Annotated in this window: 26 protein-coding genes, 1 pseudogene and 1 riboswitch; of the genes and pseudogenes, 8 read left to right on the forward strand and 19 right to left on the reverse strand. The window is 40.3% G+C overall.

What is annotated here, in order from left to right; all coding sequences use genetic code 11:
• Nucleotides 1–60: 60 nt before the first annotated feature.
• The 3 genes and pseudogenes from MQE36_RS06220 to purN form a co-directional block, all read right to left on the reverse strand.
• Nucleotides 61–987: a PfkB family carbohydrate kinase gene (locus MQE36_RS06220; RefSeq protein ID WP_242938309.1), complete on the reverse strand. Its 927-nt coding sequence runs from the start codon at nt 985–987 to the stop codon at nt 61–63.
• A 176-nt stretch (nt 988–1,163) separates the two neighbouring features.
• Nucleotides 1,164–1,631: a ribonuclease HI gene (rnhA, locus tag MQE36_RS06225; protein WP_242938310.1), complete on the reverse strand. Its 468-nt coding sequence runs from the start codon at nt 1,629–1,631 to the stop codon at nt 1,164–1,166.
• A pseudogene (gene purN / locus MQE36_RS06230) lies at nt 1,624–2,186 on the reverse strand (phosphoribosylglycinamide formyltransferase). The gene rnhA and the pseudogene purN overlap by 8 nt, the downstream one beginning before the upstream one ends.
• Before the next feature lie 182 nt (nt 2,187–2,368).
• On the opposite strand from purN, the gene MQE36_RS06235 reads away from it, so the two are divergent.
• From MQE36_RS06235 to pyk, 5 genes are all read left to right on the forward strand, one after another.
• Nucleotides 2,369–2,602: an acyl carrier protein gene (locus MQE36_RS06235; RefSeq protein ID WP_038267563.1), complete on the forward strand. Its 234-nt coding sequence runs from the start codon at nt 2,369–2,371 to the stop codon at nt 2,600–2,602.
• Nucleotides 2,603–2,702: 100 nt separating this feature from the next.
• Nucleotides 2,703–3,953, forward strand: coding sequence for a beta-ketoacyl-ACP synthase II (gene fabF, locus MQE36_RS06240; protein ID WP_242938311.1), 1,251 nt, complete (start codon nt 2,703–2,705; stop codon nt 3,951–3,953).
• Nucleotides 3,954–3,967: 14 nt separating this feature from the next.
• Nucleotides 3,968–4,708, forward strand: coding sequence for a ribonuclease III (gene rnc / locus MQE36_RS06245; RefSeq protein ID WP_242938312.1), 741 nt, complete (start codon nt 3,968–3,970; stop codon nt 4,706–4,708).
• 102 nt (nt 4,709–4,810) lie between these two features.
• The gene (locus MQE36_RS06250; protein WP_242938313.1) at nt 4,811–5,290 is read left to right on the forward strand and encodes an IPExxxVDY family protein; all 480 of its coding nucleotides are present in this window, start codon (nt 4,811–4,813) and stop codon (nt 5,288–5,290) included.
• Nucleotides 5,283–6,728: a pyruvate kinase gene (gene pyk, locus MQE36_RS06255; RefSeq protein ID WP_242938314.1), complete on the forward strand. Its 1,446-nt coding sequence runs from the start codon at nt 5,283–5,285 to the stop codon at nt 6,726–6,728. The genes MQE36_RS06250 and pyk overlap by 8 nt, the downstream gene beginning before the upstream one ends.
• 99 nt (nt 6,729–6,827) lie before the next feature.
• Here pyk and metE read toward each other — a convergent pair whose 3' ends face one another.
• The 9 genes from metE to dinB all read right to left on the reverse strand — a co-directional run bounded on the left by metE (nt 6,828) and on the right by dinB (nt 16,431).
• Nucleotides 6,828–9,143 (reverse strand): 5-methyltetrahydropteroyltriglutamate--homocysteine S-methyltransferase, encoded by a 2,316-nt coding sequence (gene metE, locus MQE36_RS06260; protein ID WP_242938315.1) that lies wholly within the window; start codon nt 9,141–9,143, stop codon nt 6,828–6,830.
• Nucleotides 9,144–9,332: 189 nt separating this feature from the next.
• A riboswitch (cobalamin riboswitch) is annotated at nt 9,333–9,526 on the reverse strand.
• 338 nt (nt 9,527–9,864) lie between these two features.
• Nucleotides 9,865–10,776 carry a leucine-rich repeat domain-containing protein gene (locus tag MQE36_RS06265; RefSeq protein WP_242938316.1) on the reverse strand — a complete coding sequence of 304 codons (912 nt, stop codon included), beginning with the start codon at nt 10,774–10,776 and terminating at the stop codon, nt 9,865–9,867.
• A 63-nt stretch (nt 10,777–10,839) separates the two neighbouring features.
• Nucleotides 10,840–11,337 (reverse strand): MepB family protein, encoded by a 498-nt coding sequence (locus tag MQE36_RS06270; RefSeq protein ID WP_242938317.1) that lies wholly within the window; start codon nt 11,335–11,337, stop codon nt 10,840–10,842.
• Nucleotides 11,338–11,376: 39 nt separating this feature from the next.
• Nucleotides 11,377–11,796, reverse strand: a complete 420-nt coding sequence (locus MQE36_RS06275; protein ID WP_242938318.1) for a DUF3995 domain-containing protein — start codon at nt 11,794–11,796, stop codon at nt 11,377–11,379.
• A 146-nt stretch (nt 11,797–11,942) separates the two neighbouring features.
• Nucleotides 11,943–12,521, reverse strand: a complete 579-nt coding sequence (locus MQE36_RS06280; protein ID WP_242938319.1) for an AAA family ATPase — start codon at nt 12,519–12,521, stop codon at nt 11,943–11,945.
• Nucleotides 12,522–12,641: 120 nt separating this feature from the next.
• Nucleotides 12,642–13,115: a RidA family protein gene (locus MQE36_RS06285; protein WP_242938320.1), complete on the reverse strand. Its 474-nt coding sequence runs from the start codon at nt 13,113–13,115 to the stop codon at nt 12,642–12,644.
• A gap of 254 nt (nt 13,116–13,369) precedes the next feature.
• Complete coding sequence (locus tag MQE36_RS06290) at nt 13,370–13,798, reverse strand: GNAT family N-acetyltransferase (RefSeq protein ID WP_242938321.1); 429 nt, start codon at nt 13,796–13,798, stop codon at nt 13,370–13,372.
• 326 nt (nt 13,799–14,124) lie between these two features.
• On the reverse strand, nt 14,125–15,144 hold the full coding sequence (locus MQE36_RS06295) for a S1 family peptidase (RefSeq protein WP_242938322.1): 1,020 nt from the start codon (nt 15,142–15,144) through the stop codon (nt 14,125–14,127).
• 189 nt (nt 15,145–15,333) lie between these two features.
• Nucleotides 15,334–16,431, reverse strand: coding sequence for a DNA polymerase IV (gene dinB / locus MQE36_RS06300; RefSeq protein WP_242938323.1), 1,098 nt, complete (start codon nt 16,429–16,431; stop codon nt 15,334–15,336).
• Between the two features lie 27 nt (nt 16,432–16,458).
• Here dinB and MQE36_RS06305 point away from each other — a divergent pair, with 27 nt between their 5' ends.
• Genes MQE36_RS06305 through MQE36_RS06315 form a run of 3 tightly spaced genes read left to right on the forward strand, consistent with a single transcriptional unit; the run spans nt 16,459 to nt 18,112 of the window.
• Nucleotides 16,459–17,121, forward strand: coding sequence for an NAD(P)H-binding protein (locus tag MQE36_RS06305; protein WP_242938324.1), 663 nt, complete (start codon nt 16,459–16,461; stop codon nt 17,119–17,121).
• On the forward strand, nt 17,118–17,591 hold the full coding sequence (locus tag MQE36_RS06310; protein ID WP_242938325.1) for a CYTH domain-containing protein: 474 nt from the start codon (nt 17,118–17,120) through the stop codon (nt 17,589–17,591). Before MQE36_RS06305 ends, MQE36_RS06310 begins: the two co-directional genes overlap by 4 nt.
• Nucleotides 17,588–18,112: a YciI family protein gene (locus tag MQE36_RS06315; protein WP_242938326.1), complete on the forward strand. Its 525-nt coding sequence runs from the start codon at nt 17,588–17,590 to the stop codon at nt 18,110–18,112. The genes MQE36_RS06310 and MQE36_RS06315 overlap by 4 nt, the downstream gene beginning before the upstream one ends.
• 77 nt (nt 18,113–18,189) lie before the next feature.
• Here the strand turns inward: MQE36_RS06315 and MQE36_RS06320 are convergent, their stop codons facing one another.
• From MQE36_RS06320 to MQE36_RS06350, 7 genes are all read right to left on the reverse strand, one after another.
• A complete protein-coding gene (locus MQE36_RS06320; RefSeq protein ID WP_242938327.1) occupies nt 18,190–19,593 on the reverse strand; it encodes an efflux transporter outer membrane subunit in 1,404 nt (467 codons plus the stop codon).
• Nucleotides 19,594–19,602: 9 nt separating this feature from the next.
• Nucleotides 19,603–22,743, reverse strand: a complete 3,141-nt coding sequence (locus tag MQE36_RS06325; protein WP_242938328.1) for an efflux RND transporter permease subunit — start codon at nt 22,741–22,743, stop codon at nt 19,603–19,605.
• Nucleotides 22,744–22,749: 6 nt separating this feature from the next.
• The gene (locus MQE36_RS06330; protein WP_242938329.1) at nt 22,750–23,874 is read right to left on the reverse strand and encodes an efflux RND transporter periplasmic adaptor subunit; all 1,125 of its coding nucleotides are present in this window, start codon (nt 23,872–23,874) and stop codon (nt 22,750–22,752) included.
• Entirely contained in the window at nt 23,871–24,383 is a 513-nt protein-coding gene (locus MQE36_RS06335; RefSeq protein WP_242938330.1) for a GbsR/MarR family transcriptional regulator, read from the reverse strand. The genes MQE36_RS06330 and MQE36_RS06335 overlap by 4 nt, the downstream gene beginning before the upstream one ends.
• Nucleotides 24,384–24,497: 114 nt before the next feature.
• Nucleotides 24,498–24,896, reverse strand: a complete 399-nt coding sequence (locus MQE36_RS06340) for a hypothetical protein (protein ID WP_242938331.1) — start codon at nt 24,894–24,896, stop codon at nt 24,498–24,500.
• 12 nt (nt 24,897–24,908) lie between these two features.
• On the reverse strand, nt 24,909–25,928 hold the full coding sequence (gene pheS / locus MQE36_RS06345; protein ID WP_242938332.1) for a phenylalanine--tRNA ligase subunit alpha: 1,020 nt from the start codon (nt 25,926–25,928) through the stop codon (nt 24,909–24,911).
• A gap of 80 nt (nt 25,929–26,008) precedes the next feature.
• Nucleotides 26,009–26,362, reverse strand: coding sequence for a hypothetical protein (locus tag MQE36_RS06350; protein ID WP_242938820.1), 354 nt, complete (start codon nt 26,360–26,362; stop codon nt 26,009–26,011).
• Nucleotides 26,363–26,428: the final 66 nt, after the last annotated feature.

Below are 26,428 nucleotides of genomic sequence, written 5' to 3' on the forward strand. Positions count from 1 at the left end.
GTTTATGGACGTTTCTTAAAAAAATAAAACCCCGAAAATATTCAGGGCGATTCATTCGTTTTATGATAGTTCTATTTCAAACTGCGTTAAGTTTTTAAACTGTTGCAGTCTTCCGTAGATCTCTTTTTTGGTTAAGCTTTCCATGCGTTCAGTCCCGAATTTTTCAACGCAGAACGAAGCAAGGTTGGAGCCGTGTATGATTGCATTCTTCATATTTTCAAATGAAAAGTCTTCCGTTTGAGACAGGTATCCGACAAAGCCCCCTGCAAATGTGTCTCCGGCACCGGTGGGATCGTAAACATCTTCCAGAGGAAGAGCCGGTGCAAAGAATACATTATCATGGTTGAATAAAAGTGCTCCGTGTTCACCTTTTTTAATGACGACATACTTGGGGCCTAATTCATGTATTTTTTGGGCAGCCTTTACTAATGAGTATTCGCCGGATAACTGGCGGGCCTCTTCATCGTTGATGGTTATGACATCAACTTTACTGATCACTTCCAATAGTTCGTCGAGTGTATTGTCCATCCAGAAGTTCATGGTGTCCAGGACGATTAATTTTGGTTTCTCTGTCATTTGTGCAATCACACTCATTTGGACGCCGGGATGGAGGTTTCCTAACATGACGATTTTGGCATCTCTGTAGTCTTCAGGAACAACAGGGTTAAAATCAGCCAGCACATTTAATTGTGTCTCCAGTGTATCTCTTGAGTTTAAATCGTTGTGGTATTTACCGCTCCAGAAAAAGGTCTTGCCGTTTTCTACTATTTCTATCCCTGAAGTTTCAATGTTTTTGTTTTGCAGCATGGTGAGGTATTCTTCAGGGAAGTCACCTCCTACTACAGATACAATATTAGAGTCTATTCCGAATTGTGAAGCGGCCAGCCCGATATAGGTGCCTGCACCGCCAAGTATTTTATCTGTTTTTCCGAAAGGAGTTTCAATCGCGTCGAAGGCTACTGTGCCTACAATCAGTAATTTGCTCATACCGGCATCTAAATTTTTTGCAAATATACGTTAGTTTTCCAGTATTTCCTTTATGAATGGAAAAGAATGGTAACGGTACGGCCGGCATCGGGTTTTACGGTTGTATGGTGATGGCCTCCTTAGGAGTGAAACTTGTAAAGAAAGTGTTGTCGCTCTATCCTGTCGATAGCGGGTGGTTAGTTGTTTTCGAAGCCCTGGTCGGGAAGAAGTCTTTCTTTTTTGGATGCTTCAACGGCTAAAAAGTCGCATCGTTCGTTTTGCGGATGGTTGTTGTGTCCTTTTATCCACTGAAACCGGACGTGGTGTTTGCGAAACTCTTTTAAGAATGCAATCCACAGGTCGGGATTCTTCTTGTCTTTGAAGCTTTTTTTTTCCCAGCCGAACACCCAGCGTTTTTCTACGGCATCGGCTACATATTTAGAGTCGGTAAAGACTAAAACATTCAGGTTGGGTTTTTTGAGTTTTTTCAGGGCTTCAATAACAGCCATGAGTTCCATTCTGTTATTTGTCGTTTTTTTAAAACCTTCGGAAAATTCTTTTTTATAAGGTTTTCCGACCCATTCCATGACTATTCCGTATCCGCCAGGGCCCGGATTTCCACGAGACGACCCGTCAGTATATATATGTACATCAAAGTTATTCATGGAGTAGTTTTTCTATAATCTCAGGAAAGTGCTTGTATTCCAGTTCGTGTACTTTGCCTGCAACATCATCAGCGGTGTCTTTGCCGGTAATATTTGCTTTTGCCTGAAAAATGATGGCGCCTTCATCGTAATTTTCATCGAATAATGTTTCATAATACCCGTTTCTGTTTCCTTGTTGGTTATGACTGCATTATGAACATGCATTCCGTACATGCCTTTTCCTCCGTATTTGGGAAGTAGGGCGGGATGGATGTTCACAATTTTTCCGGGGAAAGCTTCAATGAGGTTCTCCGGTATTTTCCATAAAAAGCCCGCTAATACGATAAGATCCGGACCGGAGTTCTTTAACAAAGAGACCACGAGGTTACTGTTAAAAGCCATACGGTTAAAATAAAATGCAGGGATTTTATGGTTGATGGCCCGGTCCAGTACCTTGGCATTTTTATTATTGCTGAGTATTACAGACACCTCGGCAGTACCTTTACGGTTAAAATACTGTATGATGTTTTCTGCGTTGGTTCCTGAACCAGAGGCTAATATGGCAATGCTTTTCATGGTCTGTGTTGCTCCTTGTTTAAGTCACAAAAAAAAGAATAATAATTCATATTCTAAAGTTAGAAAACCATTAAGTTGAATTTATTTTTTTAACTTTAAAAGCACATTTTGGTGTGAAAATGATTTTTTAAACCAAAGTTTTTTATTTTTGCCATCAATTTAAATTTTAAAACTAAAAGATTATGTCAGACATTGCATCAAGAGTAAAGGCGATTATCGTAGACAAATTAGGTGTAGATGAAAACGAGGTTGTGCCTGAAGCTAGCTTCACAAACGATTTAGGTGCAGATTCATTAGACACCGTAGAATTAATCATGGAGTTCGAAAAAGAATTCGATATCCAAATTCCTGATGATCAGGCTGAAAACATTGCTACGGTAGGGCAAGCAATTAAATACATAGAAGAGACAAAATAATTGTTTTATCATAGTAAAGGACAAAAATTTATTCGTGCATTGCACGAATAAATTTTTTGGTTATTTATATCAATAGTAGATTTACAGAAATTTAGTTTATATGAAATTTAAGCGAGTTGTAGTCACAGGTTTAGGGGCTCTGACACCCATCGGTAACAATCTGCAAGAATATTGGGATGGGCTTCAAAACGGTGTTAGTGGTGCCGCACCTATAACGCATTTTGATGCGTCTAAATTTAAAACTCAATTTGCTTGTGAGGTTAAAAACTTCAATGTAACCGATTTTATTGATCGTAAAGAAGCAAGACGTTTAGACAAATTTGCGCAATATGCAATGGTGGCTTCCGATGAAGCTATCGAAGACTCTAAACTGGATCTTGAAAAGATCGATATGGACAGGATTGGTGTTATTTGGGGCGCAGGTATCGGTGGTTTGGAAACTTTTCAGGAAGAAGTTTTAAATTATGGAAATGGAGACGGAACGCCAAGGTTCAATCCGTTCTTTATTCCAAAGATGATCGCAGATATTGCTCCCGGACTAATATCGATTAAACACGGATTCAGAGGGCCGAACTTTACAACAGTTTCTGCTTGTGCGTCGTCTGCAAATGCGATGATCGATGCCTTGAATTATATTCGTCTGGGGCATGCCGACATTATTGTAACCGGGGGTTCTGAGGCTGCTGTAACTGCAGCGGGAATTGGAGGTTTTAATGCCATGCATGCACTTTCAACACGTAATGATGACCCTAAAACGGCTTCCAGACCATTTGATGCAAACAGAGATGGTTTTGTACTTGGTGAAGGAGCAGGGGCGATGATCCTGGAAGATTATGACCACGCTGTTGCCAGAGGGGCTAAGATTTATTGTGAGATTGCAGGCGGAGGGCTTTCGGCAGATGCTCATCATATGACAGCGCCACACCCTGAAGGGCTTGGGGCCAAGAATGTAATGATGAACTGTTTAAAAGATGCCGGACTTAATCCGGAAGATGTAGATCACATTAACATGCACGGAACTTCAACACCGTTGGGTGATGTAGCCGAATCTAAGGCGATCAAGGAAGTTTTCGGTGATCATACATATAATATTAATATCAACTCTACAAAATCTATGACAGGTCACTTATTGGGAGCGGCGGGAGCTATAGAGGCTATCTCTTCCATAATGGCTATTGTACATGGAGTAGTGCCACCGACAATCAATCATGAAACTTATGATGAAAAGATTGATCCAAAAATGAACTTTACATTTAATAAAGCTCAGAAGCGGGATGTAAAAGTTGCTATGAGCAATACATTCGGATTTGGTGGTCATAATGCATGTGTTTTGTTTAAAAAACTTGATTAGAACAAGAGATTGTTTTGAAAAAAATCGTTCGTAAAATATTGAATTCCCGCTCAGACAATGACGGGAATTTTTTTTTGGTGCTTAAAAACATGCTGGGTTTTAAGCCTCATAATATAGAGTTCTATAAGTATGCTTTTGTGCATCGTTCGATGAATAAAAAGGATAAAGAAGGGAATCCTATAAGTTATGAGCGCCTTGAGTTTTTGGGTGATTCGATGTTAAGCGCTGTCATTTCAGATTATTTGTTCAAGGAAGTTCCGGAAGGAGATGAGGGATATCTGACCAAAATGCGGTCTAAGGTAGTAAGCAGGGAGCACTTAAATGAATTGGGTCGGGATTTAGGACTGATCAAGTATGTAAAAAGTAATATTCCGGAAGAGCATTACGGTGAGAACATCCACGGGAATGTCTTTGAGGCTTTGGTTGGTGCGATCTTTTTAGATAAGGGTTACCGCTATTGCGAACGGTTTATCCGTAAAAGGGTTATTCGTCCTTATGTTGATATCGAAAAGCTCGAAGGCAAGATCATCAGTTATAAGAGCCTGTTGATAGAGTGGTGTCAGAAAGAAAAGAAATCATTCAATTTCGATACCTATGAAGACGAAGGGAATGAAGCCATAAAACATTTTGCGGTAAAGCTTTATATCGACAAAAAAATAGTGGCAAAAGCCAGGGCAACATCAAAGAAGAAAGCTGAAGAAAGAGCAGCGAAAAGAGCTTATTTTGCACTGCAACATAAGATCAGTGGGAAATAACAAAAACTACAACGATTTCGTAAAATCCGTGACTGTAAACAGTGCTGTAAAAGTTGTTTAGTCTGCCGTAGAATCATATCTTTACAATTCGGTGAAATTGCTATGGCTGTACATAAACTTTTAGATGATTTATACGAACATAGTTATTCTTTAATAGCCATCCATAGTCCTTTAAAGGATTACAGACTGGCTTATTTCCTGAATCATCAATTGTCTTTAAAGCTCAAAAGAACCAAAGACGATTTCAGCTATATAGAGAATACATCCTTTAGTACTTTTCACTATAATGATGACACCACCGATACGGCTTGGCACTTAATAACAAATATCTCTAAAAATGTTGTAAACGAAACAAGAGATACAGATTTGTTTGGAATAAAATCAACAACCGTCTTGCATTATTTGGTGCCCGAGTATAAAAAGGTGGATTATTTTTTAAAAATAGATAATGGAGATTTTTTCTATCAGCTAAATGCGGTGTTAAAAATAATTAATGAAATGACACATGTGGTTACTGCATATACTGTAGATCCAAACCAACTAAAATCGAAAAATAACTTAATTTTCTTGAGTAATGCCTAACAGGAAAAAAACGAAAATTGTTGCTACCCTAGGGCCTGCAACCAGTAAAAAAGAGATCATCAAGGATATGATCGAAGCAGGAGTTAATGTGTTCAGGATTAACTTCTCCCACGCCGATTATGAAGATGTAAAAGAACGCATCCGGATCATACGTTCATTAAACGAAGAATACGGATATAATACGGCTATATTAGCCGATCTGCAAGGTCCGAAATTGCGTGTCGGTGTAATGAAAGAGGATGTTGTTGTTGAAAAAGGGGACGAGATCACCTTTGTTACCGGGAAACCTTTTGAAGGAACCAAGGAGCGTGTATATATGAACTATGCTGCTTTTCCGAAAGATGTTAAAGCAGGCGAAAGGATATTGTTAGATGACGGAAAGCTTATTTTTGAAGTGGTGGCAACCGATAAAAAAGCCGAAGTAAAAGCAAAAGTAGTTCAGGGAGGGCCGTTAAAGTCCAAAAAGGGAGTAAACCTTCCGAATACGAATGTTTCGCTGCCGGCGCTTACGGAAAAAGATGTGAAAGATGCCCTTTTTGCAATCGGTGAGCAGGTAGACTGGATTGCTCTTTCTTTTGTGCGTCACAGCCAGGATCTGATGGAATTACAGGATTTGATTAAAGAACATTCTGAGCATAAAATTCCGATTATCGCTAAAATTGAAAAACCGGAAGGAGTTGAAAATATAGATAAGATCGTTGCTTATTGCGATGGACTCATGGTAGCGCGTGGCGATCTGGGTGTTGAAATTCCTGCCCAGGAAGTTCCCTTAATTCAGAAGCAGCTGGTATTACGGGCTAAGAAGGCAAGAATACCGGTGATTATTGCTACACAGATGATGGAAAGCATGATAACAAGCCTTACACCCACCAGGGCCGAGGTTAACGACGTTGCCAACTCCGTAATGGATGGTGCAGATGCTGTGATGCTTTCGGGTGAGACTTCAGTCGGACAGTTCCCTGTACAGGTAATTGAAAGGATGTCAAGTATTATCAATAGTGTAGAACATTCTACCCTGATTAAGGTGCCTCAAGAACCACCACATATCAGAACCAAGAGGTATATAACCAAGTCAGTGTGTTACCATGCTGCTATTATGGCAAATGAGATTAATGCCAGGGTAATATCCACGTTGACGAATAGCGGGTATACTGCTTTTCAGATTTCTGCATGGAGACCAAGCGCACATATTCTTGTATTTACCTCTAACAAACGTATCTTAAATCAATTAAGTTTGTTGTGGGGTGTACAGGCATTTTACTACGACAGGTATGTAAGTACAGATGAAACGATAGAAGATGTGAATAAAATAGCCTGTAAAGGAGGGTTCCTCGATGTGGGGGATATGATGATCAGTCTGGCTGCCATGCCTATTAAGGAAAAGGGAATGGTAAATACCCTAAGAGTTACAGAAGTGGAAAAATGCAGCTTTGAGTAATAAGATTAAAGAGAAAAGCATCAGAACGTCAAATGGCCGGTATTCAAAAATTGAATACCGGCCATTTACTTTTTTACGGAAAATGGTTATCTTCTATTATTATGCCTCTACTTTATGTTTCTTTCGAATACTTTTTGCTGCATTCACCATACGCTCCAAGGCAATTTTGGTTTCTTCCCATTTACGGGTCTTTAAGCCGCAATCGGGATTTACCCAGATCTGTCGTGCTGAGAGTAAGTTGACAGCTTTGTGCAGAAGTGTTTCCATTTCGTTTTCGGAAGGAACCCTGGGGGAATGAATATCGTACACCCCGGGCCCTATTTCATTCGGATATTTGAATTCGCTAAAAACTTCCAGCAGCTCCATCTGCGAACGCGATGTTTCTATGGTAATAACATCGGCATCCATGGCGGCTATACTTTCTATGATTTCATTGAACTCGGAATAGCACATATGCGTATGTATCTGTGTTTCGTCTTGTACAACGGCAGCACTTAGTTTAAAGGCGTTTACTGCCCAATCCAAATATACTTTCCAGTCTCTTTTTCGCAAAGGGAGTCCTTCCCTTAATGCGGGTTCATCGATCTGAATGATTTTAATGCCTGCTTTCTCAAGGTCTGCAACTTCGTCACGGATGGCCAGCGCAATTTGCTCTGTGGTGGTTTTACGTGGCTGATCGTCACGAACAAACGACCATTGCAATATGGTAACCGGACCGGTAAGCATTCCTTTCACGATTTTATCTGTTAACGATTGTGCGTAAGACGTCCATTTAACAGTCATAGCGGCTTTTCTGCTTACATCGCCGAATATAATCGGAGGCTTTACACCTCTCGACCCGTAACTCTGTACCCATCCGAACCGGGTAAAGGCCACGCCGTGTAATTGCTCACCAAAATATTCCACCATATCATTACGTTCAAATTCACCATGAACCAATACGTCGAGGCCTATCGCTTCCTGCCAGCGAATGGCTTCAATGATCTCGCTTTCTAGAGCGGTATGGTAACGGGTTTCAGATATTCGTTGTTTTTTGTAATCGAAGCGAAGCTTTCTGACCTCCGGGGTTTGAGGGAAAGAACCGATTGTTGTGGTCGGGAACAAAGGGAGGTTGAGCAGCGCTTCCTGCTTTAACCGGCGTATACTATACGGATGTTCCCGTTCGGCATCATTGGGAGTACTATCGGAAACACGTTGCTTAACCTCAGGTCTGTGGATCAGAGAAGACGAACTTCTGTGGGCTATGGCTGCCCGGTTTTCTTCTAATTCAGGTAGATAACTTGCTTTTGTTGCGCTGTCCGAAAGCAAGGCTAATGTTTTTACTTCTTTTACTTTTTGCCTGGCAAATGCCAACCAGTTTTTAATCGTAACGGGTAATGTATCTTCATCATTTTCACTATCCAGATCAAAAGGGACGTGTAATAGCGAGCAGGACGGAGCAATAACGATTCTGTCTTCACCGAGAACATTTATGGCTTTTTCAATGAGCTGTAGCGAAGCATCAAAGTGATTCTTCCAGATGTTGCGACCGTCTACAATTCCCAGTGACAGTTTTTTTCCGGAAGGAAGAATATCGAGAACGGAGTCTAATTGTTCCGGGGCTCTAACCAGATCTATATGTAAGGTTTTTACCGGCAGTTGTATTGCTGTTTCCAGGTTGTCTTCAAGTGCCCCAAAGTAGGATGTTACTATGATGTTTGCTTCCGGAAATACTTCGGCTATTTTTTTGTACGCATAATGAAAGGCTTCTTTCTCTTTTTCGGTCAGGTCCAACGCCAGGAACGGTTCGTCAAACTGAATATCCGTAGCACCGATATTCTTCAGGACAGATAGAATATTCAGGTAAACAGGCAGGAGTCTGGAGATGAGTTCGATGCGGTGAAATCCTGTTTCCTTTTCTTTGCCGAGCAACAAGTAGGAAACAGGGCCGATAAGAACCGGTTTGGTTTGTATGCCCTTCTCTAAAGCTTCTGTATATTCGTCGATGACCTTGGACGAGAACAAGTGAAACTCCTGATCTTTGGAGAATTCAGGCACTATGTAGTGGTAATTGGTGTCGAACCATTTGGTCATTTCCATGGCAATAATATCATGCCCGTTCTGCTGGAAACCCCTAGCCATTGCAAAGTACAGATCGGTTTTTGAGACACGATTGTCCAATAAGGGCTGATAGCGTTTCGGAATGGCGCCGACAGTAAGCGACATGTCCAGCACCTGGTCGTAAAAAGAAAAATCGTTTGAAGGGATCCAGTCGATTCCGGCTTCCTGCTGAACCTTCCAATTTGATCTTTTGACTTCTGAACCGACCTCAAAGAGTTCTTTTTCTGTAATCTTGCCTGCCCAATAAGCTTCACAGGCCTTTTTCAATTCCCTTTGGGCACCAATACGCGGGTAGCCCAGAATTTGTGTAATCATACGTTTGTAGTTTAAAAAATGATACATAAACATTTAAAAAACTTTACACTACGGGATGCTTTTTTGTTAATGCCGATCTAAAGAAGCCGTTATAGATAGATACCAATAGCCGGGGTATCCCCAAAGGGCACCTTAAACAGATAGTGGTAAAATATCAATATTCGATCCTTGCTTTAAATCGCGAAAGCAAAATCATTATGACATAAGGCAGGTCTCCTGGCTTGTAACGTTTTTATCTTCCTTCCCATCGTTTTTGGTCGGACAGTGGATGATAGGCTTGTAAACACTACACACTCAAAGTTGCTTTTTAATCTATTTTCAGCCTCTTATCGTTATTTCCTCCTCATTACGCTATGGCGTAAATCGTCAAAAATGCCTCGATAGACATAAAATATCTTTAAAAATCAATCTTTTCTGGAAGTGTCAACAAACCCAAGTGATAAAACCTTTAATGTTACTTACAGTTGCGCGTCAGCTTGTGATTTACACACAATTCCCTATTAATCAACTTTACGTCGAACCTCAATCAAATTGACAAGTACTGCAAAATTTCTGTTGTAAAAATAAAGCAAATTTTATTCTTACAACAGCAGAATAGTTTTAAACTTATGACAAAGGTGTGATATAGAAGACTATTTCTTTTTCAGTTTGGCAAAAGCCCTCACAGGTTTTTAAAACCTGTGAGATCTGAAAAACAGTTGTTTAGTATGGAGATGATTGCCTAATTACAATCAGTGTTTAAATTCTGATAGTCGGATTTGTGTACCGTAGGGATGTCCTGGCCATCGTTTATCTGAACACACAGCAGATCCGAATTGTCTCTTATCCTTAGGTCGATCAACGCACTAAGTCCGCTTACATCAAGCTGAGACAGTGAGTTCTCCGAAATGTACAGGGATTTCAGATTCGCATGTTGACCTAAATTGAGCTCGGCTAGCCGATTGTTTGTAAGGGTAACAACCTCTAGTTGTTTGTTGTTAGTAAGGTCAATGGATGAGGTGATTTGGTTATTCCTTGCGAATAGTGTTTTCAGGTTTACAGCCTTTTCTGTATTGAGGCTTTTCAGGTCGTTAGTTTCAATATAGAGCGTTTCTAAAGATTCACTGTCAAGATCGATAGTTTCCAGAAAGTTAAATGATGCGCTAAGGGTTTTTAATTGTTTAGCATCTGCAATACCGGTAATAGAAGTTAGGATATTCGCGTCGACATTTAACATCTTTAATTTGGTGTTATTGCTGATATCTATATTTTCGATTCGATTTCCTGCAAGATATATTGAATCAAGAGCCTTGTTTGCACTCAGGTCAATCTGGCTCAGGCTATTCATCACGGCCTCAAGTTTTGTTAAGTTGATGAAACCTTCTATTCCGGTGAGGTCTTCTATTTCATCACCAGCATGCTGAGAGCTGATATCGAGCGAAGTTACCTTTTCGGCATCTGTTCTTAACATTTTCCGGTTGATCTCCTGATCGGAGTCTATACCCAGGCTGATCAGTTTCGATTCAAAATTTGCATCCGGAATGTCGATATAGATACTGTTTGCCGGATTTTCATTAGCGTCGTCGCTACTACAAGAAATAAAAAGGCCGAGAGTAAGGGTATATGCCAGGTATTTTATGTTTGTGTATGTCATGGTCAATAATTTAAATGTTATTTAAGCGTAATTTTTGGTTTATAATTGTTTTGAATATTTTTCTTAATAGCTATTACTGTATAGTTTGAATAAGGTACCGGTATTGGCGGTTTCTTCTAGTTGGTAAAAGTAATCCAATTGCCATTTTTGAGTTTTTTCGGCCTGTTTGTTTCCGGGGATATCCCAGGCAGGGTAAACCCTGAATCCCCTTTTGCCTTCCTTCTCTCGGGCAGAGACGATCCCTTTATCTATCAGGGCTGACTTCGGGAAAACAAATTGTCCGAAGGCATCTTCTTTTCTGATATTAATAACGAGATAGTCGAAGGTGTCGTGTTCGCAGAACGGTGTTGTAATGCCGTCCTTATCGCGTTTCCAGCATGTAACGAACTGTCCTGTTTTTTTCGGGGTGATCCTGGCTGTTCTGCTTATAATCCTGGATCCGTTTAATTCAAATTCGCAGGCATGATATTCTTTACCTTCACTACCTGGTTTCAGTGCTTCGATCTTCAGATGGCATGGCTCGTATAGATGTGTTTGTATGAAGTTCAGTAGGTCTTCCATTTTCTTTCTGCTGTGATTGTAACTAAGAATAACGCAGTATTAGTTCAGTAACTGAATGGCAAAGCCGGCAACGGCAATAAAGAGGCACAAGGGTGAAAAGAGCTTTGTGTCCATTTTTCCAAAAGGGGTTTGTTTTATCTTTTTAAAGAAGCCTACATATTTAAACTCCCCGACAGCACGGAGCAAAAAGATGGACGGGATGATCCAGCCACCGTAATTGAAAATCCAGTCCGGAAGGCTGGCTTTAAGTACCCCGGCACCGATCAGGTAAAAAACGCCAAAAGCTATCAGTCCCGTACCTACAATGGCACTATCTGCTTTTTTCGGGTTTAAGACCCTTTTCCCGTTTTCGTCGGTGGGCAGGGCTACAGCCAGTCCGAAATTACCTCCAATAACCCAGTTGTAATGAACAAGGCCGAGTGCTATAAAAATAATGCTCAGGAATAAAGGTAAAATCATAGATTGACGAATTACAACTGGTTGCCGCAAAGGCTTTTTAATACTACTTTTTTTTGATACTCCAAAAATAAAAAGATGTAAGATATTTCGTTGTCGGTTTTAGAAATAATTAACAAGCTGAAAGCAGAAAAAAATAGCTGTATTTCTTATTCTGCCGGAGTAGTTTGTTCTATAAGACCTAAAATAAACTCTACCCTTTCGTTCACAGGCATTTTTGGGATTTCAATAATTGCATATCCATAATTTTTATAGGTCTCGGTCATTTTTTCAAATGTCAGAACAGCTTCATTCCAATCCTGTTTTCTTTCGTTGTCTTTTTCGTAGATATCGCGCCATGGGGGGAAAATAAATACATTTTTATGATATCGCCACTTTTTTGCATAAGATTCCATTTGTTCGCTTATTTCAGAGCCAATGAGTTTTGCATAACAAACAGCATCTAAAAAACCCCGGTCAAAAAAGACCGGTTTTTCCTTGTTTTCCGTTCTCCCTGTCTGTTCAAAGCTTTTTACCGAACGTTCAAACATCAGATCTTTGTATAGTTCCTTGTTTTTCCATGGCAGGGCATTTCCGTTATTTTGGTTTTGTTCCCTTATCAGTTCACGGGCAATTTCGGGAATAACCTTATAGTTTCTGTTTTCTAATTCTTTTAGAACGGTAGTTTTTCCAACACCGGGACCGCCTGTTATTACGAAAAAATTGTTATTTATTTTAATCTTTGTCATTGCCAGTCAGAATTCTGTTTATACAGTTCATTATTTTCGCTGCTATCGTTTTATCCTATAGCCTTCAGGGAAGGGGAAGCGGCTGAAATCGAAGCTGTTATACCCGTCCATTGGGATTTATTACTCCGGGGCCGTTTGTTTTTTAATAGTGAACGATGCTGTAAGTCCGACACTAAAGTTTCGCGGAAGCTTTTCAACACCGAAGATTGCCCTGGAATGAGTGCCTTTGTTATCAAGGATTTTCACGAACAAATCTGAAGCTCCGTTAACAACGACGGGTGATTCGTCCCAATCAAATCCCGATTGGAAATACGCATCAATATGGTTTAAACCAACGATATTATCAAACCCTATTTTATGATGTACTTGTGCCAAAACATTCAATGCACACAGCTCCATTGCTTTATAACCTGCTTCGGTTGAGATTTCCGTTCCTAAGCGGCCCTGAAATTGATAGTTGTTATTTAAGATCGGAAACTGGATTGCTATATATGCTATGTTCTCTCTGATATTAACTGACACATAATTTCCGCCTGGTGTGGAAACGTCAGGAAGTTTATATCCCAGTTTTTTTAAATTTTCTATTGGGGTCATTGTTTTTTGCATGTTGTAAAAAAATTAATTATCTCGGAGCAGGCTCATGAGACACCCGCCTGAATGGAACGGACAGGTTAAAAGGAAAACCTAAAAGTATTTCGAAGCAAGCCCTATGAAATTTTTTTCGGGGGTATTTCACAAAACAAAAGTCGGAACACCGATATATGTTATCAGGACTAAACCTCGATGATCGAGTAAAGGTAGTAAAAGCGACTATAGAATCGATATTTCTTTAAGAGGTATCATCTTAATCAGATTAGATCTTTAGTCAAATAATGTGAAGCATAACCTTTGGGTCTGTCGTTTATTGTCGCTATATGAACATATCCTACTTTTTCATAAAAAGGTTTTGCCTGCCAGCTTGTAGTTTCTACAAAAGCTTTTTCACAACCCTTTTCTTTAGCGAAGCTTTCAGTAGCATTCATTAAATCTTTTCCGACGCCTTTTCCCCGACAATCTTCCGATAACCAAAGTAATTCTATATGCAAGGTGTTCCAAAAACAGGTTGCTCTTACTCCTCCAATAACCTGATCTAACTTATTTCGGACAAAAACGAAAAACTTCACTTCTTTTTCAATGGGTTCCAGGTCCGGTATTTTAGCGTTATTAAAGTCAATGATTCCTTGACTGATTGTTTTTGCGTCTTGTTCTTTAGGTCTTTCTGTTACTTCAATGTTCATTTATGCTCAGATGTTTTTTTTATAATTAGGCTGGAATGAATAATAAAGACAAGGTTGAGATTAATGATATTCTCACCTCATATCGATTTGTGTTCTTAGATTTTGTAACAGAGTGCAAGGTAGCTAAAATAGTTGTAGGCTGATATACCTTTGGAAGGTCTACCTAGAAGGTTGTCGTTAGTCTGACAGCAAATTTTATTTGCCGACCGAATCGTATTTATCATGGTGTTGTTGGGTTTTATGGCACGAGTGTGATGCTAGTGTTAGCGGGGAAACCTTAATAATGTATAAAAGTAACTCGTTTAATCGTGGTTTTGGAATTTCTTTTAGATTTCTCCGTTTATAAAAGGAGCTATCTTATTTCTTTCTGTTTGGGATAAAGAGTTGTAGAATGCGGTCATCTTTGCTTTAATGTAAGATATTCGTACTGCCCTGATAATTTTAGGAGCATTTTCAGTATCGCTGGCTCTTACCATTATGCCTGTCAACTGTCCTTCCGAATTAAAAACTCCCCCACCGCTCATACCGGCTATGCCCTGAGCATCGATAAAGAACTCAGCATCGGAATTGTACGGAATATCGCCTTCCGGATCACCGGCCTCCTGTAATTTGGTAATGATTTCCTGTGCTTCAGAATCAGATAACACCTTTCCGTAGGCAACAGCTCCATTGGGATATGTATCACTATCCTGCGGATAACCCAGGGCCAGTACATTTTCTCCGGTATCGGGAGTGTTCCATGTTTCATCGGCTTTCGAACGATTTTCCGGATCAAACATTTCCAGCGGGGTATTGGTATTTACCAGATCAGGGTATTGTGGAAATTGACTTTGCTCTACCCGCTGATTATCGATAATCCCGATGTAGAAATCTTCTTCCGGAAGGATGGTAGTGTTGGTAGCTGAAGGAGAGATGGCAAAATGCATCAGGGGGAAATCTGATATTAACATATCTCCCAATGTTATACCTCCATTTGGAGGAGGCATCTGCGAGGTTTCAAATATTCCCAGGTTTTCAGCAGTAGTGTCGAAGTATTCAGCATCATCAGAACTCCAGCCGTTCAGGCCATAAACATGGTTTGCACTGATATATAGACCCAAACCGTAGTCGTTTTTTCTGCTCCATAAGGTTTTAGACCCCGGCCCCCTTTTCCCTACACTGCCCCTGACTTTATGAAGCAGTTCTATTAGGTTTTGGTCATTGCCGTTCAATACTGTTTCTATTTTGGTAAGCTGACCCGAATCGTCTGAATCAGGCGGCTGGTTTGTATTATCGCTTTTTGAACAATTGACAAGCGTGAAGGCTAAGCAAATAATAAACAGGAGCTTTAATAAGGTGTTTTTCATCTGTTTGAAATTATCTAATGATATTACAATAAACGGCTGTAAAATTTATAGTCTTTTGTTGTTATTCTGATTTCGTTTGGTATTTAATTTAAAGATGGAAGTTTCTTAAAAGGGTTGCTTTACTGTAGGGTGTTTCTTTTGGAAAAGGTTTAAAAGCCTTCCTGAGTTTCCCGGGACTCTTTTTATCCGCTAAAAATCGAACTGGAGTTGTATGGAAAGCGGTTTTTCGGAAATATCTTTTTTCTTTTCGGTATTTAGATTAGATACTGAAATACCGAGCAATCGAACAGAATTATGAGGTTTTTCCTGGTAGAGTAATTCTTTTACCGTGTCTAATATTAAATGTTTATCGGCTATAAAATAAGGCAGGGTTTTGCTGCGGGTCTGCTGTTCGAAATCGCTGTATTTTATTTTCAGGGTAATGGTCTTACCTGAGATCTTACTTTTTTTTAGTCGCTTTTCAAGTTCATCGGCAATACGTTCTAATTTTTCGAACATAAAAACCTCACTGCTCAGGTTTTCAAAAAAAGTACGTTCGGCACCAACCGATTTAGGTATCCGGTGTGGTTTTACCGGACTGTTATGTATACCGCGTACCACATGGTAATAGAAAGAACCGCTTTTGCCAAAATGACTGCTAAGAAATTCAACAGGCTTTTCCTTCAGGTCTTTTCCGGTAAAAATTCCCAGCTGATACATTTTTTCTGCCGTTACCTTGCCTACCCCATAGAACTTGCGAATGTCTAACGCTTCTAAAAATTGCGTTACTTCTTCGGGTGGCACCGTTTTTTGTCCGTTAGGTTTATTGAAATCGCTGGCCACTTTGGCAATGAACTTATTGATGGAGATGCCTGCAGAAGCATTGAGTCCGATCTCGTCTTTAATGCGTTGCCGTATTTCTTTGGCAATAAGTGTTGCCGAGGGAATTCCTTTTTTGTTTTCGGTAACATCAAGATAAGCCTCATCGAGCGATAGCGGTTCTACCAGGTCGGTATAGTCGAAAAAGATCTTTCGTATTTTTTTAGAAAGCTCTTTATACCTGTCGAAACGAGGCTTAACAAAAACGAGCTCCGGACATTTCTTTTTTGCCAGGTAGCCACTCATGGCGCTTCTAACACCAAACTTTCTGGCCTCGTAACTGGCGGCAGAAACAACACCACGCTTTTCACCGCCACCCACAGCAATAGCTTTTCCTTTTAGTTCGGGGTTGTCCATTTGTTCAACCGAAGCGTAAAAGGCATCCATATCGACGTGGATTATTTTTCTATCTGGCGGACGTTGTTCCATACCACAAATTTAGTGTAATTTAGGCGTATGAATAAAACAGCAATCATACTTGGTGCAACAGGTTTAACCGGGGGGATGCTTTTAGAAGGGCTACTGAAAGATGAGGCATATGAGAGGGTGAAAGTGTTTACACGAAGCCCCTTGCGGAAGAAGCATCCTAAACTGAAGGAGTATATTATTGATGTATTCGAACTGGAAAAGCACCAAAAAGATTTTACTGCCGATGTGGTTTTTTGCTGTGTAGGAACTACGGCAGCCAAGACTCCCGATCAGGAAACTTACCGGAAGATTGATTGCGGGATTCCGGTGGCGGCAGCCGGATTATGTGCACAAAACAAAATCGGTACTTTTATTGTAATTTCGGCACTTGGAGCCAATATCAACAGCCGTGTTTTTTATAACCGGATCAAAGGAGAAATGGAAACAGCTGTCTTGAAGCAGGGGATACCGCGTACATATATATTGCAGCCTTCATTGATCGGAGGAAAGAGAAGCGAGAAACGTGCCGGCGAATATATGGCCAAGCAGTTGATGAAGGCCATGAATTGGGTTATGGTAGGCCCGATAAAAAAATATAAGTCTATACACCCGGAAACGATTGTTAGTACAATGTTGTGGCTGGTTATAAACGATTACAAAACACCTAGAATAAAAAGCGATAAAATAAAAGAAATAGCCGAGAGAATATGATAGAGATAGAGCGTAAGTTTTTGGTAAAGTCTGCCGATTTTAAAAATGATGCGGAAACGAACCAACGAATCGTACAGGGTTTTTTAAACTCGCATCCAAATAGAACAGTAAGGGTGAGAATAAAAGGCGGCAAGGGATTTTTAACCGTTAAGGGAAAGTCTTCTGCCAACGGAACTACCCGTTTTGAATGGGAGAGGGAAGTACCTGTACAGGAAGCAGAATCGTTGTTGAATCTGTGTGAAGAAGGGGTTATTGATAAGATGCGATACGAGGTTGTACTGGGGAATCATGTTTTTGAAGTCGATGAGTTTTTTGGCGATAACGAAGGATTGATAGTTGCCGAGGTGGAGCTGGCGAGTGAAGATGAAAACTTTGAAAGGCCCGGATGGCTTGGCGATGAAGTAACCGGCGATATACGATATTATAATTCTCAACTCAGTAAACAACCATATAAAACATGGAACTTATGAAACACCTTGCATTATTTTTATGTTTAATTAGTCTCGTTGGATGTAAAAACGAAAACGCGTCTGAGAAAAGTCCTGAAGAGGTAAAAGCTATTGAAGCTATTACAGCTGAGATATCTGTTGATGAAGAAAAGGAAACAATAGCCAATCTTAAAAAGAAGCTATTAAAAGAAGGGTATCAGTTATTCGATTATGTAGATGCAAAAACAAAGGATACGATCCTGATGCAGCAATACTTTATTGCTTTTTTAAAAAAGGGACCGCAGCGATCTCAAACCAAAGAAGAAGCGGATAGTTTACAGAAACTTCATTTGGGTCATTTGGGAAAAATGTATGAAGAAGGTTATGCAGATATTTCCGGACCTTTTGGTGATGATGGAGAGATAAGAGGAATTACCATTTACAATGTACCTACACTAAAAATGGCAGACAGTCTGGCAAATTTAGATCCGATGGTTAAAGCCGGACGTCTGGTTATTGAAGTGCATCCCTGGTGGGCAGCTAAAGGATTTCCATTGCGATAAAAAAGAAACTGTCCTGCTTCAAGAGACTAAGAAAGACAGGACAGTTCCACTAACCAACCAAACAATCATGAATTGTATTAATGCCAACCTCCACCGAGTGAACGGTATAATGTAATAACAGATTGCAACTGATTTAGCTTCGTGTCTATTACATTGAGTTCGGCATTTAGAGCATTTTGTCGTGCCGTTAAAAGATCAAGATAGGTTGCATAACCGCTGTTCAGCAATTCTTCTGAATTGGTTTCAGCTTGTCTTAATGCCTCTACTTCTTTTTCCCTGTATTCGTATTTATCAGTTTCGGCATTTAAAGTATATAAAGCGTCAGATACTTCCTGACCTGCAACCAACAACGACTTTTTAAAATTTAACAAGGCTTGTTCTTGTTGTGCTTTGGCTACTTCGTATTGTGTACGGATCTTCCTTTTGTTAAAAATGGGCTGTGCAAGTCCACCAACAAGATTGGCAAACAACGAACCGGCATCAATCCATTTATCAAATTCGATACTTTGAAAACCACCTGTTGCCGAAAGTGTTATTGACGGGTAAAAGCTGCTTCTGGCTACGTTTGTAAGTTCAAAAGCATTTACCAATCCATATTCAGCAGCCATGATATCAGGTCTGTTTCTTAATAATAAAGAAGAGAGTCCTATTTCCAGATCGTTTTTAACTGTTTGTTCTTCCAGTTTGTTTCTCTCGTACCCCTGTGCTGCTTTTCCGAGTAAAATACTCATGGCATTCTCAGTCTGGAAAATAGTACGTTCGATATCTACCTGTAGCGCTTGTGCGTTATAAAGTTGGGCCGCTGTTTGGTCGACTGCAACCTGGTTAACATTACCGGCTTCTTTTAAAGCTTTGATGGTTTCTAAGCTATTGGTTCTGTTAATAATTGTTTCTTCCGTTACCTCCAATTGCGCATCTAGAGCAACCAACCGGTAATAAGTAGAAGCGATCTGGGCAACTAAAACCGTTTTAACAGCCTTATGGGCTTCGATACTTTGCAGGTAGGAAGCTTGCGTAGCTCTTCTGTTGCTTCTTATTTTTCCCCAGATATCTGCTTCCCACGAAAGGTTTGCAGACAGGTCGTATTGTTGTATCGATCCGTCAAAAAACGACCCGAACTGGCTATTGCCTGCCAGTTCCTGATGCGTAACTGAAGTATTGCCGTTTAACGATGGTAAATAACCTGCTTTTCCTTGTTTCATATAAGCTTCGGCGGCTATTACCTGCTGAAGGGCAATTCGGATATCGATGTTGTTTTGTAGCCCTTCCTCGATATACCCTTCCAGCAGCGGATCTGAGAATAGGTCCCTCCAGGATATATCGGCGGCCGATATACTATCCTGAGGGAGGTTGTCTGTTCTGTATAAACTGTCGGCCTCTTCTAATTCAGGGCGTTCGTAGTTTTTGGCAACGAAGCACGATTGTACTGTGAAGGCAACAACTGACAGCAATAAGAATTTATATATATATGTTCTTTTCATAATCTATGTTTATGCTTCTTCTGTTTCTAACTTTACTTCCGGAGCACCGGTAACTTTTTCTTGTAACCACTGGAAGACGATAAATAGTACCGGGATGATAAACACTCCGATAATTGTACCGATAAGCATACCTCCGGCAGCACCTGTACCGATTGAATTGTTACCTTCCGCACCTACCCCTTTAGCTAATACCAATGGCATTAAACCGAGGATGAATGCAAAGGAGGTCATTAAAATCGGCCTCAGACGCGATTTGGCACCTGCGATAGCAGCATCGGTAATAGAGAGTCCCTGTTCCCGGCGCTGTTTCGCAAACTCTACGATCAGGATGGCATTTTTAGCCAAAAGACCTATAAGCATGATAAGTGCGATCTGGAAATATATATTGTTCTCCAAACCGGCAAATTTGGTCGATATATAAGCTCCTGCAACACCTACCGGCAGCGATAACAATACCGAGAACGGCAGGATGTAACTTTCATACTGAGCAGCCAGCAGGAAGTAAACGAATACAATACTTAATATAAACACGATACCGGATGAACCTGCTGAAGCAATCTCTTCTCTTGTAATACCGGAGAAAGCAACTTCGTAGTTATTAGGCAAGTGTTCTTCAGCAACTTCTGTGACGGCCTTAATGGCATCACCGGAACTGTAGCCGGGAGTTGCGGAACCGTTAACTGTTACCGAATTAAACAAGTTAAAACGACTTACTGTTTGCGGACCATAAACACGATCAAGAGTAACGAACTCAGAAACCGGGGCCATTTCGCCTTTATTGTTTTTAACATACATACTGTTCAGGCTGGAGATATCTTTACGATCTTCAGGGTCTGATTGTACATATACTCTGAACTGCTTACCGAATCTACTAAAGTCGGCGGCGTAATATCCACCGATATAGCCTTGCAGCGTTGCTAAAATACTACTTACGCTTACACCTGCTTCTTTTGCTTTCGGGATATTAACATCCAGCTCCAACTGAGGGAAATTAGTACTGAAAGAGTTCGAAGCAAATCCTACTTCGGGCCTTTGATTTAATGCTCCTACAAATTCTTTGGCTACCTTATCAAGGTCCTTCAGGTCTCCCGAAGTACGATCTAATAATCTCATTTCAAATCCGTCTGATGAACCAAAGCCCGGAATACTCGGAGGTGTAAAGAATATGATATTCGCATCGGCCATAGTTGCAGTTCTTGCATACAACTGACCCAAAATTCCATTTACTGACGTGGCATCAGTTTCTCTTTCTTCCCAGTCGTTCAATATAATGAAGCCCATTGCATACGAACTACCTGCACCCGAGAAGAAGTTCTGACCATTAATGATAGAAGCAGTTTTAATACCTTCTATAGAACTCATTGTCTTATACAGATCGTCGGTAACACTATAAGTCCTGTCGAGAGAAGAACCTTGAGGTAATTCAACGTTTACGAAAATAACCCCTCTGTCTTCTGTAGGAACGAATCCTGTCGGTGTGGTGTTATTAGCCCAAATGATAGCAATAACAGCAAGAGCTAATATCCCCCCCGTTATCCATTTGTGTTTTACCAGGAAGCCTAGTGATTTAACGTATTTATTGGTGGTAGCGTTAAAAGCTGCGTTAAAGGCTGCATAGAATCTTTGTAATAAACCTTTCTTTTCGTGTTTGTCCGTATGTGGTTTTAGGAATATCGCACAAAGAGCCGGGCTCAATGTTAAGGCGTTTACCGCAGAAATAAGGATTGCAACAATAAGGGTTACACCAAACTGCTCATAGAATACACCCGAAGGACCCTGGATAAAGGTAATAGGCACAAACACGGCTGCCATTACGAGTGTGATGGAAATAATAGCACCGCTGATCTCACTCATTGCAGAAACAGATGCTTTTCTGGCTGAATCATATCCTTCTTCCAGTTTGGCATGGACCGCTTCAACCACCACAATCGCATCATCCACCACAATACCGATGGCCAGAATAAGAGCAAAAAGTGTTAAGAGGTTGATAGAGTACCCGAAGACACCCAGGAAGAAAAATGTACCTATAATCGCTACCGGAACTGCAATGGCAGGGATCAGTGTCGATTTAAAATCCTGTAAGAAGATAAACACCACAAAGAAAACCAGGATAAAGGCTTCTATAAGCGTGTGCTTAACTTTGTTCATAGACGCAGTTAAGAATTTATTGGTGTCGTAGTTTACCAAATAGTGAACACCTTCAGGGAAATCTTTTTCCAGCTCATCCAGTTTGTCATAAACTTCCTTGATAATTTCCTGTGCATTTGATCCGGCAGTCTGGAATATACCAAAGTTAACTCCCGGATACCCTTTCGATCTTGAGATTGAACTATAGGAAAAAGCATCTAGTTCTACTTTTGCCACATCTTTTAATCGTAAAAACTGACCGTTTCCTAAAGATTTGATAATAATATTATCGTATTCTTCAGCGGTTTTATAACGGCCTTTATATTTAATTACATATTCAAACGACTGCTTTGAGTTTTGTCCGATTGAACCCGCTGCTGCTTCTAAACTCTCCTCGCCGATGGCTTGTACGACTTCGGTTGTTGTTACACCGTAGGAAGCAAGTTTGGTAGGGTCGATCCAGATACGCATTGAATAATCCTTACCACCGAAAACACTTACATCACCAACCCCCGATATACGCTGTATAGCCGGTCTGACATTTATATTGAGATAGTTTTGCACATAGGTGTCATTATAATCGGGATTCTCCGAATACATTGCAACATACATCAGAGCCGAGGTTTGTTGTTTCTGGGTAATAACACCTGAGCGGATCACTTCGGCAGGAAGCAAAGCATTTGCACGGGCTACACGGTTTTGCACGTTTACAGCGGCAATGTCCGGATCGACACCTTGTTCGAAATATACGGTGATGTTTGCACTACCATTGTTACTGGCAGATGAGGTCATATAGGTCATCCCTTCAACCCCGTTTATTTGTTCTTCTATCGGAATGATAACACTTTCCAGTATGGTTTCCGCATTTGCCCCCGGATAGGTGGCATTAACCTGAACCGTAGGAGGCGCTATATCAGGATATTGTGTAACAGGCAGGGTGTAAAACCCAAGAACACCCAGCATCACAATAATAATTGATATTACGGTAGAAAGAACGGGTCTTTCTATAAATTTCTTGAGCATAGCTGTTTATTTAAATACTTTATTGAATGAGTTCACAATGCTGTCGATACTTGTCGGTTGCGGCACTATTTTGATGCCCGGGCGTACCTTACTTACTCCTTTGGCAAGAATCTGGTCTCCTTCTTGTAATCCTTCAGAAACTACAAGTAACCCGTCAGATCCGGCAATGCTCGTTATTGCTTTAGTTATTAGTGAGTCATCATCGTTAACGATGTAAACAAAACGTTTCCCTTGTTGTTCAAATGTAGACATTTCAGGTACTATAAGAGCGTCGTCCATATGCCTTGGTAGTAATACTTTACCGCTACTTCCGTTTCTTAATAACCCTTCGGGATTTGGAAATGTAGCCCGGAATGAAACGGTACCCGTGTTTGGATTAACAGCTCCGGTAATAGTCTCGATCTTTCCGGGATGTCCATATACAGAACCATCAGCTAACAGAAGCTCAACGTCGGGAATATTTTTAGCTTTTTCATCTAAAGTCTTTCCTTCCATGTTTCTCATAAAAGCAATAAGCTCTTTTTCGTTCAGTGAAAAATAAGCATATACGTTTTTAATGTCTGAAACTGTGGTTAACGGCTGAGCATCCTGAGGGCTTACCAGGTTCCCTTTTCTAAAAGGGATGCTTCCTACTACACCGTTTACAGGACTTTTAATGTTGGCATAATCGATATTTGCGGCGATACTTCTATAGTTGCTCTTAGCTTGTTCAAGATTAGCTTTAGCGGTTTCAAGTTGTACAGCGCTGATAATGTTTTTTTGAACCAGAGGCTCAAGTTTATCTACTTCTACCTGAGCTACATTTACTCTGGCCTTTGCTGCCTGAGCATCTTGCGATAGTGATTGAGTTTCAAGTCTGAACAAACGTTGTCCTTTTTTTACTACTTCTCCCTCATCTACAAGTACTTCTTGTATGTATCCGGATACTTTGGCCCGAACCTGGCTGTTTACTACACCCTCTATGCTGGCAGGGTAGCTGGTATGATCTTTGACCGACCTTTTTTCGACCTTTACAGTAGGGTAAGGCATTGCTCCGGGAGCAGCTTGTTGTTTAGCTTCTGAATTACCGCAACTGATGGCTAATACAGCCGTTGCTATGACCAAGGAAACATTTAATAATTGCTTTCTCATGATTGTTGTTCGTTAATTAATGCAGAGGTTTTTTCTTTTAGTCTTATTAAATTTTTAATTACATCTTCTATAAAGACAGAATAGTTGTTGGCATATTGAATGCCGGGTAATTTATCGCTATAGGTATTCTGTTGTTTATGGAGCCTCATTTTAAAGTTGCTGACTTTTAAATGGAGTTTTCGTTCTTTTTCCCACATTTCAATTTTTTTATCAAGCCTGTTGATGATGTGGTGGGTGTCAACCTTAAAATATCGCTTTCTGTCACCTGGTCTGGTACAGTAACAAACAATACCCGAGCTCTGTAACAGTTGGAGGTTTGTAGAGGTAGAGCTTTTGCTTGCTCCTAAACTTTCTACTATGGTATCGAATGTTACCCCGCTGAATTCTGACAGGACAAGTAAAGAAAATATTCTTGCAGACAGGGGAGGCATGTCTTCAGAGTTTTCGAAGTACACCCCTAATTCTTCAATTAATTCTTTCTTTTCTTCTAATAAACTTTCAGTCAACATTTCCGGATAAATTATTTTATGCAAAAATACGATTAGTTCGGTTTTTGCCGAACCAACAGAAGTTAAAAGGGTGTTAAAGTTTTAAGAGGGGAAAACCGGAGGTAAATAAGGGTGTTAAGCCAGGATTCCTTTGCAGTTCATAACAGGAATGTCTCTCATGGCTCTTTCGTTAATGGTATTTTTTCTGAACAGAAACTTTTTCTCGTATAGTTTTCCGTCCCGTTGGCCAAAATAAGAAACGAAGAATTCGTTATTCAGTTTGAGAACATCTTCGTGAAGTAGTTCTATTTTGGCATGAGACTTAGCACTGATGGTTCCCAGGCCATGTCTCATTGTAGATGTTTTTACAGTCTCGGCATATCCATGTGTGCTTACAAACACCATTTCAACAGCAGAGTCGCTATTGTTGATCAGATAAGCGTTCCAGTCATTACATTGAAACTCTTCATTCCACTCGTGAATAATAGCTACATGAATGTTTTCTGAAACAGGTATCCGGATATCCTTTTTCATGCGAACAAGCGATTAAAGTGCCGATTTGAACTGTTCTAAAAATCGAACATCGTTCTCACTTAACATCCTGATGTCCGGTATTTGATGTAACAGCAGGGCTATACGGTCTATGCCCATACCAAAAGCAAACCCGGAGTACTCTTTAGAATCGATTCCGCAATTATCTAAAACATTCGGGTCTACCATTCCACAACCCATGATCTCTAACCAACCTGTACCTTTTGTGATCCGATAATCGATCTCATTATTCAGGCCCCAGTATACATCTACCTCTGCACTTGGTTCCGTAAACGGAAAATAAGAAGGCCTTAGTCTGATCTTTGACTTTCCGAACATCTCGGTAGTAAAATACTGGAGTGTTTGTTTAAGGTCTGCAAAAGAAACACCTTTGTCTATATACAAGCCTTCTACCTGATGAAAAAAGCAGTGCGACCGTGCAGATATAGCTTCATTTCTGTAAACTCTACCCGGAGAAATGGTTCTTATCGGAGGTTTGTTCTCTTCCATGTATCGCACCTGTACCGATGAGGTATGGGTACGTAATAAAATATCAGGATCCGTCTGGATAAAGAATGTATCCTGCATGTCTCTTGCCGGATGGTATTCAGGTAAGTTTAAAGCAGTGAAATTGTGCCAGTCATCTTCAATTTCAGGCCCTTCGGATACATTGAAGCCGATACGGGAAAAGATATCGATGATCTGATTTTTTACAATTGAAATAGGATGTCTGCTCCCTAATTGAATTGGCTCGGCGGGCCGTGTAAGATCACCGTAAATCCCTTTGTCGTCTTCTTTGCTCTCCAAAAGGTCTTTTATGGCATTTACCTTATCTTCGGCTGTTTTCTTTAAAAGGTTGATAACCTGTCCGAATTCTTTCTTTTGCTCATTGGGAACATTTTTAAACTCAGCGAAAAAATCGTTTAAAATTCCTTTTTTACCCAGGTATTTAATACGGAAGGTTTCAACTGCCTCTATGGTTTCAGCGTTGAAGTTTTCTACTTCTGCGATGTGTTCCTTTATCTTATCGATCATTTGTTCGGATACTTTTAAAGAGCGGCAAAGTTAATTATTTTTTGCTCAATTAATAACTTATGGAAGTTGATTGGTTGTAATTAAAAAAAATCGCGTTCTCTGAAGTAATGCACAATAGCTTCTTTCATTAAGACACTTTGTTCGCCGGCTTTTAAAGTAGGAAGTTCTTCTTTGCTTTTATAGTGAGGCCATCCTTCGTTATCAAAATAATCAAATTCGTAATATCCATAAGGCTCCAAAAGCCTGCAAATGGCAATGTGCATCAGGTTTACCTTATCGTCCTTTTTAAATTTTCTGTTGAGCTGTCCTAATTCCTGGACACCTATCAGGTATATTATGGCATCTAAGTCTAATGTATCGCCGTCTGCAAACTGGTTTGACAGATCGGTTACAACTTTATCCCAGTGATCTTTTAAATCGTCGTCTCTTTTCACGGTTTCATTCTTATTTGATGGGTGCAAAGTTACAAAACCCATCTTTTCCTCCTGCCTTTTTATGAG

Origin of the sequence: Zhouia spongiae, assembly GCF_022760175.1 — a bacterium.
GTDB lineage: Bacteria > Bacteroidota > Bacteroidia > Flavobacteriales > Flavobacteriaceae > Zhouia > Zhouia spongiae.